The organism is Haloflavibacter putidus (assembly GCF_006546625.1).
Taxonomy (GTDB): domain Bacteria; phylum Bacteroidota; class Bacteroidia; order Flavobacteriales; family Flavobacteriaceae; genus Mesonia; species Mesonia putida.
In genome coordinates this window covers 109,640-125,016 of record NZ_VIAR01000002.1, presented here as the reverse complement: position 1 = coordinate 125,016, position 15,377 = coordinate 109,640, and the positions used below count along the sequence as shown (strand labels likewise).

Below are 15,377 nucleotides of genomic sequence, written 5' to 3'. Positions count from 1 at the left end.
AGTTACATCCACGCTTTTGTGGATGTTTCTATTTTATACAGTATATAATTAATTTCTTTAGCTACACTTTCAGAAATAAATCTGTAATGCAAATCGCCCCCGGCTGTATGCAGAGTAATATTTACTAGCCCTCTTTTTTTGTACCAAAAAGGCTGCTTTATACTAACGCCTTGAAATTTGAATATCTCCGCAATTTCCTGTTTTTGATTCCATAAACCTATATTTTTTCTAATGAAATTTGGCGATATACTTAGATAAGTCTTTCTATAAGCAAAAAACTGATAAACACTTACTAAAATTAAAAATACAGCACCAAATAGAAGAATATAATGCCATTCTGAAAACTCAAAAATAAAGTTTAATCCTGTTATTAATAATAGAGGAATAATAGAAAAACGTACTACTTTACGGAAAATCCAAATCTTATGAGGTTTATAAACCGTTCCGTTTTCAGAAGGTTTATCAAATATAAAACGATGAATATGTTTTAAAAACTCTTGTTTTAAGCCGGGGATTTTTACTTTGTTTTTACTTAAACCATCTGTGCTTCCGGCAATTGCCAATTGCACCTCATATAAATTTAGCTTTTTTTGAATGGGATTGGTAAGCACCCGATAAAGCTGAACCCTTTTTGGCTTTAGCGCAATATGTTTAGTGGTTTTTAAACCCATCTCTAACAGCAAACTAGTTTTGGTTTGCGTTAATTTAAGATTGTAATATTTTATAAAAACTTCTACTACGGTTATAAGCAAACCGGCAAAAAAAAGTAAAATTGCGCCAATAAAAATGTACAAAGCGCTTTTAAAAATAATTTCGGTAGAGTTAGACATAAATTCAGATGCATCTCCTACTACTTCGTTATCTACAGCAAATTGGTTTATCTCGCTTTGAATTGTTCCGTAAAGAAAAAATAACAAGCCTATACCGCGCAGATAATTGGAGGTTAACCCAATTTTAAGTAGTCTGCCAACAGACAAACGGTACGTCCATTCTTCTTCTTTTTCCGGCTCTTTTTTATTTTGTACGCTGGCTTCTTCCGTTTGAAACTCTTTTTCTGTTACGGTTTCGGTTTCTATATTTTCTACCAGGTTTAACAGAATCTCTTTTAAGTGGGAGGCCTTTTCTTGCTGTAAAGCTTTAATTTTTATTTCTTTTTCTTTACTACCGGCCGTGTCTACCACAACGCTTTTAATACCAATAATACGTTGTAAAATAGATTGCTCTAAATAGACTTGTTGTATTTTGGAGAAAGGAATAGCGGTATTATCTGTATTGAAAACGCCTTTGCTCAAAACAAATTCTTGTGCAGAATAATTAATATGAAACTGAAACTTAAGATAATCTACATAACTGTAAATCAAGGCTGCCAAACCTAATAAAATAGAACCTGCAACCATATACCAAGTGAGGCCGGAAAAAAAATCTCCCAAAATAAAATAGACTGCCAACACCCAGAAACCCCGTAAAAGTTTATAAATAGTTCTAAGAAATATAAACAAAATACCAATTTTAGATTGGCGCTCGGGTTTAGAAAAACTTTTAGTCTGCATCTACACTTTCGCTAATTTTATTGGCTAATTCTTGTTTTAGTTGAAGTGCCAAATCTGGGGTTAAGCCGGGAATACTTACGTCACTTGCCTGTCCACCGGCAGTATAAATATTTAATTGCGAAAGGCTAAACAACTTATCTAAAAAACTGCGAGAAGTAGACACATGTTGAATTCTATTAAAGGGAATTAGCGTTATTTCTTCTACAATATACCCGTGTTTAAAGGCAATATCTTTTCCGCGTAAAGCGTAACCTAAAGCTTTATGAGCCAAAAAACAATGTATTACCAAAAGCAAAATTAATACACCAGAAATGCTTGTGATAATGGGCAACCAAAAACCGGATGCTAAAAACCAGTAAGCCAGAAAATTAAGCAAAACTAACACCAAAGCAAATATGCCGCTTTGTAGCAAGGTTTTGCTAAGGTTGCGTTTATTAATTGTATGAAAATGCAAATCTTCATACTTGGGCAAGGTTTGCAAATCTATCTGTTGGTTGGTAAAATTAGTTTCTTCTACGGAAGCCATTTCTTTTCAAAATTAGGTTTTCTTTTTTCTAAAAAAGCATTTCGGCCCTCTTTGGCTTCTTCTGTCATATAAGCCAAGCGTGTTGCCTCTCCGGCAAAAACTTGTTGCCCCACCATTCCGTCATCGGTAAGGTTCATAGCAAATTTTAGCATTTTTATAGAAGTTGGGCTTTTGGCTAAAATTTCTTGCGCCCATTCGTAGGCGGTATCTTCTAAATCGTCATGTGGTATTACGGCGTTTACCATTCCCATTTCATAAGCTTCTTGAGCCGAGTAATTTCTTCCTAAAAAGAAAATCTCGCGTGCTTTTTTTTGTCCTACCATTTTGGCAAGATAAGCAGAACCGTAACCGGCATCAAAACTGGTTACATCTGCATCTGTTTGTTTAAAAATTGCGTGTTCTTTGCTGGCCAAAGTCATATCGCAAACCACGTGTAAACTATGACCGCCGCCTACTGCCCAACCCGGCACCACACAGATTACGGCTTTTGGCATAAAGCGAATGAGACGCTGCACTTCTAAAATATTAAGTCGGTGATAACCATCTTCTCCCACATAACCTTGGTGACCGCGCGCTTTTTGATCGCCACCGCTGCAAAAACTATAAACGCCGTCTTTAGAAGAAGGTCCTTCGGCAGATAGTAAAACTACGCCAATGTCGGTATCTTCTTGCGCATCGTGAAAAGCATCTAATAATTCTGAAGTTGTTTTTGGTCTGAAAGCATTGCGCACATCTGGTCTGTTAAAAGCAATTCTGGCTACGCCATTTGATTTTTTGTACGTTATATCTTCGTATTCCTTTGCGGTCTTCCACTCTATTTTACTCATAGTCTTAAAATGTTTTTTGTAAAATTACAGCTTTTAAAAAGAACAAAATAATAAAAATACACGCTATATAAGCTATTCAATAGATTATAATTTTTATTATATTTAGGGAAGCAAATTATGCTATTATGAAAAAACCAATTGTCTTGTTTTTACTTCTTTTTATTTTTCTACACGGCAATGCACAAAAAAGTGGCATTACTGCAGATTCTTTACAATTGCAGTTTTTAAGTTTTAAAGATTTAGATAAAAAACAAAAATCTGTTTTACCAATCCACTTATATCAAGTAGTAAATAAAGCAAAAACTAAAAATTTTGAATACAAGGCTTTTAAAAATTTAAATTACCAATACTTAAAGTATCAAAATATAGTAGAAGCTTACGCGGAAAGATATTATTTGTTAGAAAATTTATATCCCAATATTAGCTATTATGTTATAGAGAAGCCAAGAAATTTTAAGCTTGTTGGAATTCCCACTACTCCGCCCATTCGTAAAAATTATTGATTAAAAGAGTAGTTTTGCATACTATTTGTTACTTTTAAACAAAATATGTTTTTGAGAATGAAGCGATTATTTTTGTTACTTTTTTCTGTTATTTTATGCCAGTCACTCTTGGCACAAGAAAGCCAATCTTTAGATCTGCCGGCGGTAAATAACGAAGTAGAGACTTCTTTGTTTAGTTTATCTATACAACCAAGTTTAACCACTTTAAAAACAACCAACCACGTTTTTGGCAATTTTAATTTGCCGCTTATAAGCAGTTATTCCGCAAAGAAAAAAGTAAATATTTTTGCCCCCGAAGAAGTTTATATGGCGTCTAATCAAAAAACCAATACTGAATTTCCGCAAAGGCAATTAGAACAAATAAATTCTACGGTGCAAGTTTATTATAACCAAACCAATTTTAATCAACGTACCAATGTAGATTTAAATTATTATGGTAAACGCACCTTAGACGGCGGAATTAAAAATGAAGTATACGAAGATGTGCGCCAACCTTTATTAAATACCGGTTATTATTTACACCGCAACCGTTACGACCGCAACCAACCCGTATTTTATTTACGCAGGTAAATCCCGTCTTCTTCTATACTAATTTCGCGTTTTTTATAGAGTGTACCAATTGCTTTTTTAAAGCTCTTTTTACTCATTTCTACAGTATCTTTTATTACTCCTGGCGCAGTTTTATCGTTTAGAGGCAAAAAGCCACCGTGCATTTCTAATTCTTTTAAAATTATATCTGCATTTGGCTCTATACTTCTGTAGCCGGGACGTTGTAAAGCTATGTCTATTTTGTTGTCTTTTCTGGTTTTGGTAACCCAACCACTAAGTTTATCGCCGGTTTTTAAATCTTGAAAAATATCGTCATGATAAACCAAACCTTGGTGCAGCTCGTTTACAATAACGTTAAAACCAATGTCTGTTTTATTGGTGACAATTAGGTCTACTTTTTCGTAAGGTTCTACGGTTAACTCTGCATTGGTAAGGAAATGGTTTACCTTGCTGGAAGCTACTAACCTGTTGGTTTCTTCATCTAAATAGCAAAAAATCAAATACCATTCGTTCTTTTTCATAGGATAGGCTTGTTCCTTAAACGGAACAAATAAATGCTTCTCTAATCCCCAATCTAAAAATGCACCAATTTTAGAAACCTCTACGCATTTTAAAAATCCAAACTCATCTAATTTTACAAACGGTTTTAACGTAGTAGCTACCGGACGTTCGTCGTGATCTAAATAAACAAAAACCCTTATCTCGTCGCCAATTTCAAAACTTTCGGGTTTGTATTTATTGGGCAATAAAACTTCATTTTCTTTTTCACCGGTTTCGTCTTTTAAAAACAAACCTGGAGGCGTATCTCTGTCTATAATTAAGGTATGGTATTGACCTAAGTTTAGCATAATTGTAATTTAGGGCGCAAAGATAGTGAATAAATAACTCTATATAACATTTCGTTTCTATAGTTATGCTTCGCTTGTTTTAAAGAATTTCGTAATGAATAGGTTTAAAAGAGCCATTGTTGCTGTCTTCTGCAGAGCACGCGGTTATACCAATCAATAAATCCATTTTCGCTTCAAACAGAAGATAATCTCCCGCTTTGCTTAATGGTGGCTCTACAGATAGGTTGCCATCTTGATCCCATTGCACATTCATAAAAATATTAAATGCCGTAGGAATATCATCCGGTTCTATTTCAAATTTCTTTAAATTTTTAGATAAATTCTCAAAGCAACTCGGGTGATAGTCATTATTGCCATACATAATCTCGAATGTTTCCGGACTACAAGGTGCCAATAAAAAGTCGTTTCTACCGTTGGTGTCTTCTAAAATTTCCATCATTTTATTACAACGGTTTGACCATAAAAAATCGCCTTTTCCAATTAAAATTTTTTCTTGAAAATCTAAGGTTTTGCCGGAAGAAAGTTTTTCGCGCGGGTCTTGTGCATTAAATAAAACCATATCGCTTACTTGCTCTCCCATAGGATCTATCACTTTTAATTGTTGACCTTTTTTCAAGGTAAAGGCGGTACCGCTTTGTTTTTCTATTTTACAAATCATGCTCTTTCTTTAAATCGTTAATTAATGGGTTGTGTGGACAGGTTTGTTGTAATTCGGTAATAATATTTTTTACATCTTTTTTTTCAAATGTTTGGTGCCATTTCCCTACTCCACGAATAGTTTGCGGGTAACAGTAAAAACCCGTTATACCGGGTAGATGCTCTTCAATCATTTTATCTGGTAAATCTTTATAAAATAACGGATTAGCTTGTTCTTTTTCGAAAAAATAAACTAAATCTTTTAAAGAGGCTACCAGCTCTTCTTTTGTCTGAATTTTTATTTTACAATTTATATGAACTGCAGAATAATCCCAAGTACTAATGTTTTTCTCTTGGTACCAACTGGACGAAATATAAGCATCCGGGCCCGAAAAAATTAATAAAGCTTCTTTTTTATCGTGCAAAAAATCTGCTTGCGGATTGTTGTTGGCCAAATGTGTAACCAACCTAAAACCATCTTTTTGGTCTTCTAACATAACAGGAATATGTGTTGCCAAAAGCTGTTTACCTTGTATAATAAATTGCGCAAAAGGATTATTCTTTATTAATTTTTTGGCAAATTGCGTAGAGTTTTTTTTATACTTTTTTGGTTGATACATAAAGTTAGTTTTTAGGATGAAAAGGACATTTCCACTCCTTCTCTGGCATTCTGCCACTATACTGTTTCGCTTCAGAATCTTCACCAAAATCTTTTAAAACAGGATTAATATTGCCTTGTAGTTTTTTATCGCGTTTCCTAATTCTATTTTTAACTGTTTGGTAGGTGCTCATTTCCCGTAACTTCTCAAACTGCCAGTGTAAATTAAAAACAATGGTTGGAAAAGGTGTTTTACGCGCCAACCTAGAAGCTTTCTCGTGCATACCAACAATATAAAAAGCACGACCTTTTAGGCTAAAACTAAAGTTAGAGCTCTCCGGATTTTTCTCTACAGTCTCGTCCCAATCGCAATCATCTTTTTGATGTAAAAAATTTAATTGTTGCCACAGTTTTTCTTCAAAATTAATTTCGGAGTTTGTAGAATCGTTTGGGAAACAAGCAATAAATGTAAAGAAATTGTTATCCGTAAAGTCATATTTTTTAAGATAGGTTTCCAAATCTTCTAATAGTTTATCAGTAGATTTTTGAGTGCCAAAACCTTCATAATCTTTTAGAAATACGTGATCTTGTTTAAAAACTGTTTGTGCCATTAAACAAGGATGGTTGTTTTCTAAAATCCATTCTTTAAACCACTCTTTACTTGTTGTCATCTTTATATTTTTTATTAAAAATAGAAGCTTTTGTGAAAAGTAGTAAACAAATTAGGATTATCTTATAAGCAATTTAATTAAATTTAACAGCTTGATTATTCTATAAATAATTTTCTTGTATTTCTTTAAAATATTCTTTACGGAAAGTTTTTTTACATCAAAATTGAATTAAACCTACAAATAACACCGCCTTAGTGTTAAAAATATATTTAAACAGTAGGTTTCTATACATAAATTATAAGATATTTATAGTGTAATTAAAGAACTAAAGATTAAATGAAAATTTTACTTATTGGTTTAGGAATAGCGGTACAGTTATTAGTATTGGTAGATATGTTTAAAACCATAGTTAATATAAATGGTGCCGGACAACTTTCTAATTGGGTATCTAAGAAAGTATGGCGTCTCTTTTTTATTATAGCCCGTGGAAATGGCGATAACAAAATATTAAATATTTGCGGTCCAATTATTCTTTTAACTTTTCTGTTTATGTGGATAACGCTAATATGGTTTGGCTATAGCTTAATATTTATATCAGACCATAATTCGGTTCTTAATAACCACACGCAAGAACCGGCAACTGCTCTAGGACAAGTATATTATGTGGGTTATACTTTAACTTCCTTAGGAAATGGCGATTATCGTGCAGGCTCCGGTGTTTGGCAAATTGTCTCTAATATTATGGGACTCAATTCTATGATATTTATAAGTTTGGGTATTTCTTATATCTTACCGGTTCTTCAAGCTGTTGTAGATAAAAGAACTTTGGCAGTACATATAGATAAGCTTGGCGCCACGCCAGAAGAAATAATAGAAAATGGTTATAATGGTGATAATTTTGAACCGCTATATCAGCGTTTTAGTAACTTAGAAAACCTGCTTATAAAGCATGGCGAAAGACATTTGGCTTATCCTATTTTGCACTATTTTCATTCTAATAAAAAAGCACACGCCGTAACACTTAGTTTAGCCGTGTTAGACGAAACAATAACCATTCAGGAAGTTTATCAGATAGATAAATCTACAAAGAGATACCATTGGTATATATTAAGGGGAGCATTAGACAACTTTTTTGAGCGCCTTGATTCTAGCTTTATTCTCGCAGCAAAAGAAGCCCCTCCTTTTGATTATTTCGAAAAGCTATCGGATAAATTTACAATGGAGAACAAAAAAGAATGTTTGAAAAAAATTAAAAATATGGAAGAACGCAGAAGAAAAATCAAAGGTTATATAAGAAATGACGGTTGGAACTGGAAAGACGTTAAAATTGCCCGTTCTAAAAAAGATAAATAAAAAATTTACCTACCTTAAAATTTATCAAATGGAAATTGTTTTTACAGATTTTTTAATCAAAGCCGGGGCCGCAACTCTAGCGGGTTTGTGCATGGGTCTAGAAAGGCAAATAAAAGGCAAACCTGCGGGTTTAAAAACCAATATTTTGGTAGCCTTAGGAGCTACAATTTTTGTAATGATTTCTACACTTTTTCATAACGAACCCAACGCAGACCTTACTCGTATAATTGGTCAAATTATAGTTGGCGTAGGTTTTTTAGGTGCCGGGGTTATTATAAAACAAAAGAAATCTGACAAAATTTGGGGATTAGCTACTGCCGCAACAATCTGGTGTAGTGCTGCTGCCGGATGTTTGGCCGGATTAGGCATATACAACGTTCTAGCAGGTTTTACAGTTTTGGTGGTAATAATTAATTTAATTTTTGGATACTTTGGTAAAAAAGTACATAACAGTATTTAATCTATATCGCACCAATTAAAACAGAAGATACCAAACTCTGTAAATTTATCAAAAAAATAATTCCGTAAAATAAAAAAAGTATAAAGTTAGCTTTTACTTACTCTATACTTTTCTAGTATGTTTCTTTTAAAAATGCGTGGTTTACTTATAGATAGACTCTTTATTAAAATGTTTCGCAAGTAAATAATAGACCACTACCCGATATTTATTCCTGTTAGATTTTCCATATTTTTCCATAACACTATCAATCGCTTCATCTAAATTATCAGATTCGCTTAATCCCAACTTTTTCATCAAGAAATTTTTCTTAACTGTTTCCAACTCTTTTTTGTCTGAAGAAGAAACGGTGGAAGCATCTTGATTATAAATAGATGGCCCCATACTTTTAGCAATTTTACGTATTAAATCTACATCCGGATTGCTTTCTATTTTATTGGCATCCTCAATATACTTACCTACTAATTCGTCTAGTTTACTCATTTTAATAAATTTTAATGGTTACTTAATCTCTTGCTATAAATATAAACAAAAAATCATAAAATTCAGTTTTCATATAAACTTTTAAAATAATTTTTTAAGAATAAATCATTCTCTTCTCTTGGCGTAAAGATTTCCAAAATTTTAGGTTTATCACTTTCTGTATAAAAATTACCTAAACATTCTTCCAGACTTTGTTTATCAGTTGCTTTTATATATTCAAAATTATACATAGCAGCCAAATGTGCTGCATTAAACTTGTGTTGGGTTTCAAAAAAAGTATCAAAGTAAGACGTTTCTTTAGCACCGGGCAAAATTCTAAAAATACCGCCGCCTTGATTATTTATTATCACAATTCTAAAAGTAGGTGGGATATAATTATTCCAAAGTGCATTGCTATCATAAAAAAAGCTCAAATCTCCGGTAATTAAAGTTGTAGAATGCTGGGCTTTTACGGCAGCTCCCACAGCTGTAGAAGAACTACCATCTATTCCACTGGTACCTCTATTGCAATAAACTTGCAAACTTGAAGATAGTTTAAAAAGCTGTGCATAACGCACAATACTACTATTAGAAAGGTGTAAAATTTGCTTTCGCGGAATTTTATCTAACAAGATATTAAAAGCCAATAAATCACAAAAAGGGATACTTTGCATATATTTTTCGTGATGAATATTTCTTTTTTTATTAATCGCTAACCAAGTTTTTTGATAGTCGCTTTCCGGAAATTCTACCAGCGGCAAAAATTCCTTGAAAAATATATTGGCCTTAACATCAAAATGTTTGTTTAAGCAAAAGTAGGTATTCAAAGCCTTTTTTGGGTCAACGTGCCAATGGTGCGTAGGTTGATAGCTGCGTAGAAATGCTTTAATTTTTTTAGAAATAATCAAGCCCCCAAACGTCAATAAAACATCGGGTTGTAAGTCTTTTAAAAATTGCCGCTCATCTGCCGTATTTTCTACCGGGGCAATAAGTTTGTCTATTCTGGTAATAAATTTCTTGTGGTGTAAATTAGAAGTAGTTTCCGTAAAGATAAGCACAGAAGGATCTGCGGCTAACTGTTCTAAAAACTCTTGCTCTACGGCGTTTGGCTTATTGACGCCTACCAAAACCAACTTTCGTTTTGCTGTATTCCATATCTTGGCATAAGGCTTTAACGCTTTCGCGGAAATTGTTTTTGCATCCCGAATAGGTTCTATTTTTAGGGGCTCAACAATTGGCGCATTGGTAAGACCATAAAGCGGTTCGTAGAAAGGCGCGTTAATATGTACCGGACCATTTTTTTCTATAGCTGTATTTAAAGCCAAATTTATTTCCCGTTCATTATGTTTACAGGCTTCAAACTGTTTTTGCTTTAATTTTTCGTCTAACGGAAAAGCTTCTACCACCAACTCAGAATACAAGTTGGCCGAATATAAAATATGATTGGCAAATACATTTTTTTGTCTAATTGTTTGTCCGTCGCCAATATCTATTCGCTCTACCGGCCTATCGGCAGAAATAATCACCAGCGGAACGTCACTATAATAAGCCTCTGCAATAGCCGGATAATAATTTAAAAGTGCACTGCCCGAGGTGCAACAAAGTGCCACGGGTTTTTGCAACTGTTGCGCCAAACCAAGTGCAAAAAAAGCAGCAGAACGCTCGTCTACCACACTGTACGCTTCAATTTCAGGATGATTAGAAAAGCTTATCGTTAAAGGAGCATTTCGAGAACCCGGAGAAATTACTACATGATTAATATCTTTTGATAAACATAAAAAAGTAATGGTCTGCGCAAGCGGAATGCTAGAATATTGCATAGAAGTTGGTATTTTTCTTCAAAAATAAACTTAATTATACTACTTGCAGTATAGTTTTAGCTTTGTTTAAGGTTTCTTCCCATTCTGCCATAGGCTTAGAATCTTTGGTAATTCCGCCCCCAACATATAGCAAAATTTTGTTTTCTAAAACTTGCATACAACGCAAATTAACATACAAATTGCTTTGGCGCTTTATTAGATTATAAGCAGAGTTTTCTACATTTCTGCTTCGTTTATTGCGTGTTTTTTGCACTTTGGTATTCAATTCTCCCAAATAACCGGTATAAAATTGCCTATTATAATTTTCTTCTTTTAAAATAAAATCTTTGGCCATTTTTTTAGGAAAACCACAAACTGCCGGGGTGGGATGTAAAGCAGTAACTATTTCTCCTAATTTTTTTTTGTTAAAAACACCGGTAATATCGGTACGTAAATGTGCTACTTTTCCCGCCGGATGCGTATAAGTTTTAGAAGTTGAAATTCTTTCTGCGCCGCCGCTACTTTCTAAATCTTCCAAAATAGATTGGGTTACCCAAGCTTGCTCTTCTATTTCTTTTTTCTGCCACTTTAGTTCTTTTTCTTGATAAACTTGTGTGCCAGCCAAAGCCATTGTTTTAAAATTATTGCCTTCGGTTTGTAGTAAAGTTTCGGGGGTTGCACCCAACCATAAACCAACTTGCGGATGGTACCAAATGTAAACAAATGCCGTTTTGTAAATGGCCAACAGACTTTTAAAATATGCAAGAGCATGGGTTTGCGTAGCTAAAACCGGATTGTGCGAAACAATCACTTTTTCTAAATCCGTATTATTTATTTCCGCAATAGCTTTTTCCACCAAATGCTCGTGCTGCGTTTTTTCCTGAATATTTGGCGTATACTTTACGGAAGAATTTACGGCCGGCATTTCTATATCTTGCGAAATGCTAAAACATTCTGCATCTTCATTAGCAAAAAAAATGGTTTTACTAGATGTATCGAAAGGAGCAAAAATAAAACCTTCTTGCTCAAAGCTTTCTAAAAACTCTAAAGTAGCCGTGTTTTGAAATTGCGCTTTTATGGTTTTGCTGTTTGGATATCTATACACAACAAAAGGTAAACTATTGTTTAGCTGGGTAGATATTCTCTCAAAAAAAGCCGATGCAGTAGTCATAATTTATTTTTTAGCTAACGCGATAGTGGTTAATTTAACAAACGAAATCAAATTATCTTCAGCATCCCGAATTTTAATATCCCAAACCTGCGTGGTTCTGCCTTTATGTAAAATTTTTGCTTTTGCAAAAACCTCTCCTTCTGCAATACTTTTTATATGATTGGCAGAAATCTCAATACCTCGAATATAATAGTTTTCGCCATCTAAAAATATAAAACTGGCGGCACTGCCAACACTTTCTGCCAAAGCCACCATTGCGCCACCATGCAAAACGCCATCAGGTTGGTGTACTTTTGTTGTTACCGGCATTTTAGCCGTTAAAAAATCTTCTCCAACATCTATAAATTCCATTTCTAAGGTTTCCATCATTGTGTTTTTGCACATTTGTGCACAACGCGATAATATTTCTTCTTTTGTATACTTCATTTTTTTTCTTGGTAAAAAGGCTAAGCTTTTTTAAAAGCTTCGGCAGAATTTAAAATTATTTACTTCTTTTGTAAAAATACAAAAATCAACCTATATGGCTTCTGCAGAAAAGCAAGTTTCTTATACTACAACCAACTCCTACTCTACCCGAAACCAATTGCAAGAAAAAACAAAAAATGTATGGATTGCTTGCCACGGTTTAGGCTATTTGAGTAAGTATTTTATTCTATATTTCGCGCAATTAGATAAAGAAGAAAATTATATAATCGCACCCCAAGCACCATCTAAATACTATCAAAAAACAGATTTTAAACATGTTGGTGCCAGTTGGTTAACGCGCGAAAACACAAAGCAAGAAACAGAAAATATAGTAAATTATTTAGATGCCGTTTTTACAAACGAAAATATACCCGGCGATAAACGCCTTATTCTTTTTGGCTACTCGCAAGGGGTTTCTGTAATTATGCGATGGCTTGCCAGCCGAAAAATAGATTGCGCAGATTTGGTAATTCACTCCGGTGGTATTCCTAAAGAATTAACAGCAGAAGATTTTAAGTTTTTAAAAGAAACGAAAGTTAGTTTGCTTTACGGAAAACAAGACGAATACCTCAACGCAAAACGCGTTAAAGAAGAAATTACCCGCGCCGAAGAACTTTTTGGAAAAGAGAATTTAGAAATTCTTCCCTTTGAAGGAAAACATGAAATAAACCGGGGTTTATTAAAAAAGATTGCAGGCTAAGGAATTAGAGAATGGAAAATAAGGGGTTAGGGAATAGATTTTGCTTCTTCCCAAAATTCGTCCATTTCTGCTAAGCTTAACTGGTTTAGGGGAGTTTTGTTTTCTGCTGCTCTTTTTTCTATGTGTTGAAATCTGCCTATAAATTTTTTGTTGGTGCGTTCTAAAGCATTTTCCGGATTGATGTTTAAAAATCTGGCGTAATTTACCAAAGAAAAAAGTACGTCGCCAAACTCGGCTTCCATTTTGTCTTTATTTTCGGTTTTTACTTCGTGCTGAAATTCTTCTAACTCTTCTTTTACTTTTTCAAAAACCTGTTCCGGTTTTTCCCAATCAAAACCAACCCCGGCTACTTTCTCCTGAATTCTGCTGGCTTTAACCATTGCCGGCAACGAACGCGGAACGCCTTCTAAAACGCTTTTTTTACCTTCTCTTAATTTTAAACTTTCCCAATTTTTTTTAACGTCTTCTTCACTTTCTACTTTTACATTGCCGTAAATATGCGGATGTCGAGATACTAATTTTTCACAGATAGTATTGGCTACATCTGCTATGTCAAAACTTTTTTTCTCACTGCCAATTTGGGCATAAAAGACAATGTGCAGCAAAACATCTCCGAGTTCTTTTTTTATTTCTTCCAGGTCATTATCTAAAATTGCATCGCCAAGCTCGTAGACTTCTTCTATGGTAAGATGGCGCAAACTTTCTAGGGTTTGTTTACGGTCCCAAGGGCATTGCTCGCGCAGCTCGTTCATTATAGTGAGCAATCTGTCTAAGGCTTTTAGCTGGGTTTCTCTGGAGTTCATAGCACGATTTTTTTGCAATTTACAATTTTTTATAAAGAAGTTATTTTGCGTTAGGGATTGTAGTGTAAATCCTTTTTTTGCTGCCATAAATGGCAAAAAAAGATTGCAATGTAAAGCCCGACCTTTTCTGCAGATAGCAGAAAAGGTAACGCCATAAAAAAACTGCTTAAAAACAAAGTTCTTAAACAGTTTTGATACTTTTTATCTGCTGTATTTATTCTTCTTCCTTTGTATCGGGTTTTTCTTCTCCGTTGCTTTGCTCTTCCGGTTCTGAGAAGTCTGTTTTACCGGCTTTTACCAAAATGTTATACCATTGGAAAACTTTTTTAATATCGCTGGCATATACGCGGTCTTCGTCGTATTCTGGCAATACTTCAGAAAAATAGTTTTCTAATTTATCTTTAGATTCTCTGTGGCTAATTGCTTCTTTGCCGTCTTCTTTTTCTGCAATATTTTGAAAAACTTCGCGCAATGGTACTTCTTCTGTATAGGTGTACATTGCGATTTCGCTAAGCATACTCACGTTGTGGCGTACGTTTACAGATATTTTTCTGCCGTCTGCCAAAGATTCTGCCACAAAACCGCCGCGGGTTTGGGCTTTTAATTCGTATAAACCGGGTTTTCCCGAAATGGATAATATTTTTTCTAAGCTCATTTTTTTATTTTTTGGTTGGCAAATATCTAATCTCTTGTACTATTTACAAAATGATTACCGTGCTTTTTTTACTTTTGGAAAACGCATACGGTAGTCTACACTAATAGCACCTTTGGCTATTTTTTGCAGTTTGCCTTTAATAAGTCGTTTTTTAAGGCTGGAGAGTTTGTCTGTAAATAAAATGCCTTCTATATGGTCGTATTCGTGTTGTACTACTCTAGCAGCTAAACCTTTTAAAGTTTCAGTATGCTTTTCGAAATTTTCGTCTTGGTATTCTATTGTAATTTGCGGAGTTCTAAAAACGTCTTCGCGTACTTCTGGTATGCTTAGGCAACCTTCGTTAAACGCCCATTCGTCTCCTTCTTCTTCTACAATTTGCGGATTGATAAAGACTTTTTTAAAGTTTTTTAAGGCTTCTTTTTCTTCTTCCGGCAAAGAGTCGTCCTCTGCAAAAGGCGAGGCATCTACCAAAAATAGGCGTATAGACCTTCCCACTTGTGGTGCGGCCAAACCAACGCCTTGTGCGTTATACATGGTTTCCCACATGTTTTCTATCAACTCTTTTAGTTTGGGGTAATCTTGTGGTATGTCTTTACATTTTTTCTTTAAAACAGGATCGCCGTAAGCTACTATGGGTAAAATCATTTTTTTCTTCTATTAAATTGAAAAAACTTTCGTTTTAAATCGCTGCAAATTTAAGCATTTAAACTATTTATAGAGCTTACGTTGCCGCTTTTTCTAAAATTTATAAATGTACTTAGCGTTTTATTCTTTAATTAAAATCAAAAATTAGTTGCTTTTCTGAATTATCAGCTTCTTCTGTATAAATATAATTTCCGTTTTTTACTGATGTTTAAATGTCTA

The 15,377-nt window shown here is 34.1% G+C and carries 19 protein-coding genes; 5 read left to right on the top strand and 14 right to left on the bottom strand.

Annotation, left to right across the window (positions count from 1 at the left end):
- Window positions 1-2 precede the first annotated feature (2 nt).
- From FKR84_RS02705 to FKR84_RS02695, 3 genes are read right to left on the bottom strand one after another with little or no spacing between them, the layout of a single operon-like run.
- Window positions 3-1,550 carry a PH domain-containing protein gene (locus FKR84_RS02705; protein WP_141420654.1) on the bottom strand — a complete coding sequence of 516 codons (1,548 nt, stop codon included), beginning with the start codon at window positions 1,548-1,550 and terminating at the stop codon, window positions 3-5.
- Window positions 1,540-2,076, bottom strand: coding sequence for a PH domain-containing protein (locus FKR84_RS02700; RefSeq protein WP_141420653.1), 537 nt, complete (start codon window positions 2,074-2,076; stop codon window positions 1,540-1,542). The genes FKR84_RS02705 and FKR84_RS02700 overlap by 11 nt, the downstream gene beginning before the upstream one ends.
- Window positions 2,064-2,903: a 1,4-dihydroxy-2-naphthoyl-CoA synthase gene (locus FKR84_RS02695; protein WP_141420652.1), complete on the bottom strand. Its 840-nt coding sequence runs from the start codon at window positions 2,901-2,903 to the stop codon at window positions 2,064-2,066. The genes FKR84_RS02700 and FKR84_RS02695 overlap by 13 nt, the downstream gene beginning before the upstream one ends.
- A 125-nt stretch (window positions 2,904-3,028) precedes the next feature.
- On the opposite strand from FKR84_RS02695, the gene FKR84_RS02690 reads away from it, so the two are divergent.
- The gene (locus FKR84_RS02690) at window positions 3,029-3,406 is read left to right on the top strand and encodes a hypothetical protein (protein WP_141420651.1); all 378 of its coding nucleotides are present in this window, start codon (window positions 3,029-3,031) and stop codon (window positions 3,404-3,406) included.
- Window positions 3,407-3,463: 57 nt separating this feature from the next.
- Entirely contained in the window at window positions 3,464-3,976 is a 513-nt protein-coding gene (locus FKR84_RS02685; protein ID WP_141420650.1) for a hypothetical protein, read from the top strand.
- Here the strand turns inward: FKR84_RS02685 and FKR84_RS02680 are convergent.
- The 4 genes from FKR84_RS02680 to gntA all read right to left on the bottom strand — a co-directional run bounded on the left by FKR84_RS02680 (window position 3,961) and on the right by gntA (window position 6,708).
- Entirely contained in the window at window positions 3,961-4,803 is an 843-nt protein-coding gene (locus tag FKR84_RS02680) for a CvfB family protein (RefSeq protein ID WP_141420649.1), read from the bottom strand. The two genes, FKR84_RS02685 and FKR84_RS02680, sit on opposite strands and share 16 nt — an antisense overlap.
- 79 nt (window positions 4,804-4,882) lie before the next feature.
- The gene (locus tag FKR84_RS02675; protein WP_141420648.1) at window positions 4,883-5,461 is read right to left on the bottom strand and encodes a DUF1989 domain-containing protein; all 579 of its coding nucleotides are present in this window, start codon (window positions 5,459-5,461) and stop codon (window positions 4,883-4,885) included.
- Window positions 5,451-6,059, bottom strand: a complete 609-nt coding sequence (locus FKR84_RS02670; protein WP_141420647.1) for an FMN-binding negative transcriptional regulator — start codon at window positions 6,057-6,059, stop codon at window positions 5,451-5,453. Before FKR84_RS02670 ends, FKR84_RS02675 begins: the two co-directional genes overlap by 11 nt.
- Window positions 6,060-6,063: 4 nt before the next feature.
- Complete coding sequence (gntA, locus tag FKR84_RS02665; RefSeq protein ID WP_141420646.1) at window positions 6,064-6,708, bottom strand: guanitoxin biosynthesis heme-dependent pre-guanitoxin N-hydroxylase GntA; 645 nt, start codon at window positions 6,706-6,708, stop codon at window positions 6,064-6,066.
- Between the two features lie 276 nt (window positions 6,709-6,984).
- On the opposite strand from gntA, the gene FKR84_RS02660 reads away from it, so the two are divergent.
- Entirely contained in the window at window positions 6,985-8,001 is a 1,017-nt protein-coding gene (locus FKR84_RS02660) for an ion channel (protein ID WP_141420645.1), read from the top strand.
- Between the two features lie 28 nt (window positions 8,002-8,029).
- Entirely contained in the window at window positions 8,030-8,461 is a 432-nt protein-coding gene (locus tag FKR84_RS02655) for an MgtC/SapB family protein (RefSeq protein WP_141420644.1), read from the top strand.
- Window positions 8,462-8,602: 141 nt separating this feature from the next.
- On the opposite strand, the gene FKR84_RS02650 is transcribed toward FKR84_RS02655, so the two are convergent.
- From FKR84_RS02650 to FKR84_RS02635, 4 genes are all read right to left on the bottom strand, one after another.
- Complete coding sequence (locus FKR84_RS02650; protein WP_141420643.1) at window positions 8,603-8,941, bottom strand: DUF2853 family protein; 339 nt, start codon at window positions 8,939-8,941, stop codon at window positions 8,603-8,605.
- A 62-nt stretch (window positions 8,942-9,003) separates the two neighbouring features.
- Window positions 9,004-10,740 carry a 2-succinyl-5-enolpyruvyl-6-hydroxy-3-cyclohexene-1-carboxylic-acid synthase gene (gene menD / locus FKR84_RS02645; RefSeq protein WP_141420642.1) on the bottom strand — a complete coding sequence of 579 codons (1,737 nt, stop codon included), beginning with the start codon at window positions 10,738-10,740 and terminating at the stop codon, window positions 9,004-9,006.
- A 34-nt stretch (window positions 10,741-10,774) separates the two neighbouring features.
- On the bottom strand, window positions 10,775-11,890 hold the full coding sequence (locus tag FKR84_RS02640; protein ID WP_141420641.1) for a chorismate-binding protein: 1,116 nt from the start codon (window positions 11,888-11,890) through the stop codon (window positions 10,775-10,777).
- A gap of 3 nt (window positions 11,891-11,893) precedes the next feature.
- Window positions 11,894-12,316: a PaaI family thioesterase gene (locus tag FKR84_RS02635; protein ID WP_141420640.1), complete on the bottom strand. Its 423-nt coding sequence runs from the start codon at window positions 12,314-12,316 to the stop codon at window positions 11,894-11,896.
- A 94-nt stretch (window positions 12,317-12,410) separates the two neighbouring features.
- Between FKR84_RS02635 and FKR84_RS02630 the strand changes: the two genes are divergently transcribed.
- A complete protein-coding gene (locus tag FKR84_RS02630; protein ID WP_141420639.1) occupies window positions 12,411-13,055 on the top strand; it encodes an alpha/beta hydrolase in 645 nt (214 codons plus the stop codon).
- Between the two features lie 26 nt (window positions 13,056-13,081).
- On the opposite strand, the gene mazG is transcribed toward FKR84_RS02630, so the two are convergent.
- The 3 genes from mazG to def all read right to left on the bottom strand — a co-directional run bounded on the left by mazG (window position 13,082) and on the right by def (window position 15,158).
- Window positions 13,082-13,858: a nucleoside triphosphate pyrophosphohydrolase gene (mazG, locus tag FKR84_RS02625; protein WP_141420638.1), complete on the bottom strand. Its 777-nt coding sequence runs from the start codon at window positions 13,856-13,858 to the stop codon at window positions 13,082-13,084.
- Window positions 13,859-14,072: 214 nt separating this feature from the next.
- On the bottom strand, window positions 14,073-14,513 hold the full coding sequence (locus FKR84_RS02620) for a DUF5606 family protein (RefSeq protein ID WP_141420637.1): 441 nt from the start codon (window positions 14,511-14,513) through the stop codon (window positions 14,073-14,075).
- A gap of 54 nt (window positions 14,514-14,567) precedes the next feature.
- Window positions 14,568-15,158 carry a peptide deformylase gene (gene def, locus FKR84_RS02615; protein ID WP_141420636.1) on the bottom strand — a complete coding sequence of 197 codons (591 nt, stop codon included), beginning with the start codon at window positions 15,156-15,158 and terminating at the stop codon, window positions 14,568-14,570.
- Window positions 15,159-15,377: the final 219 nt, after the last annotated feature.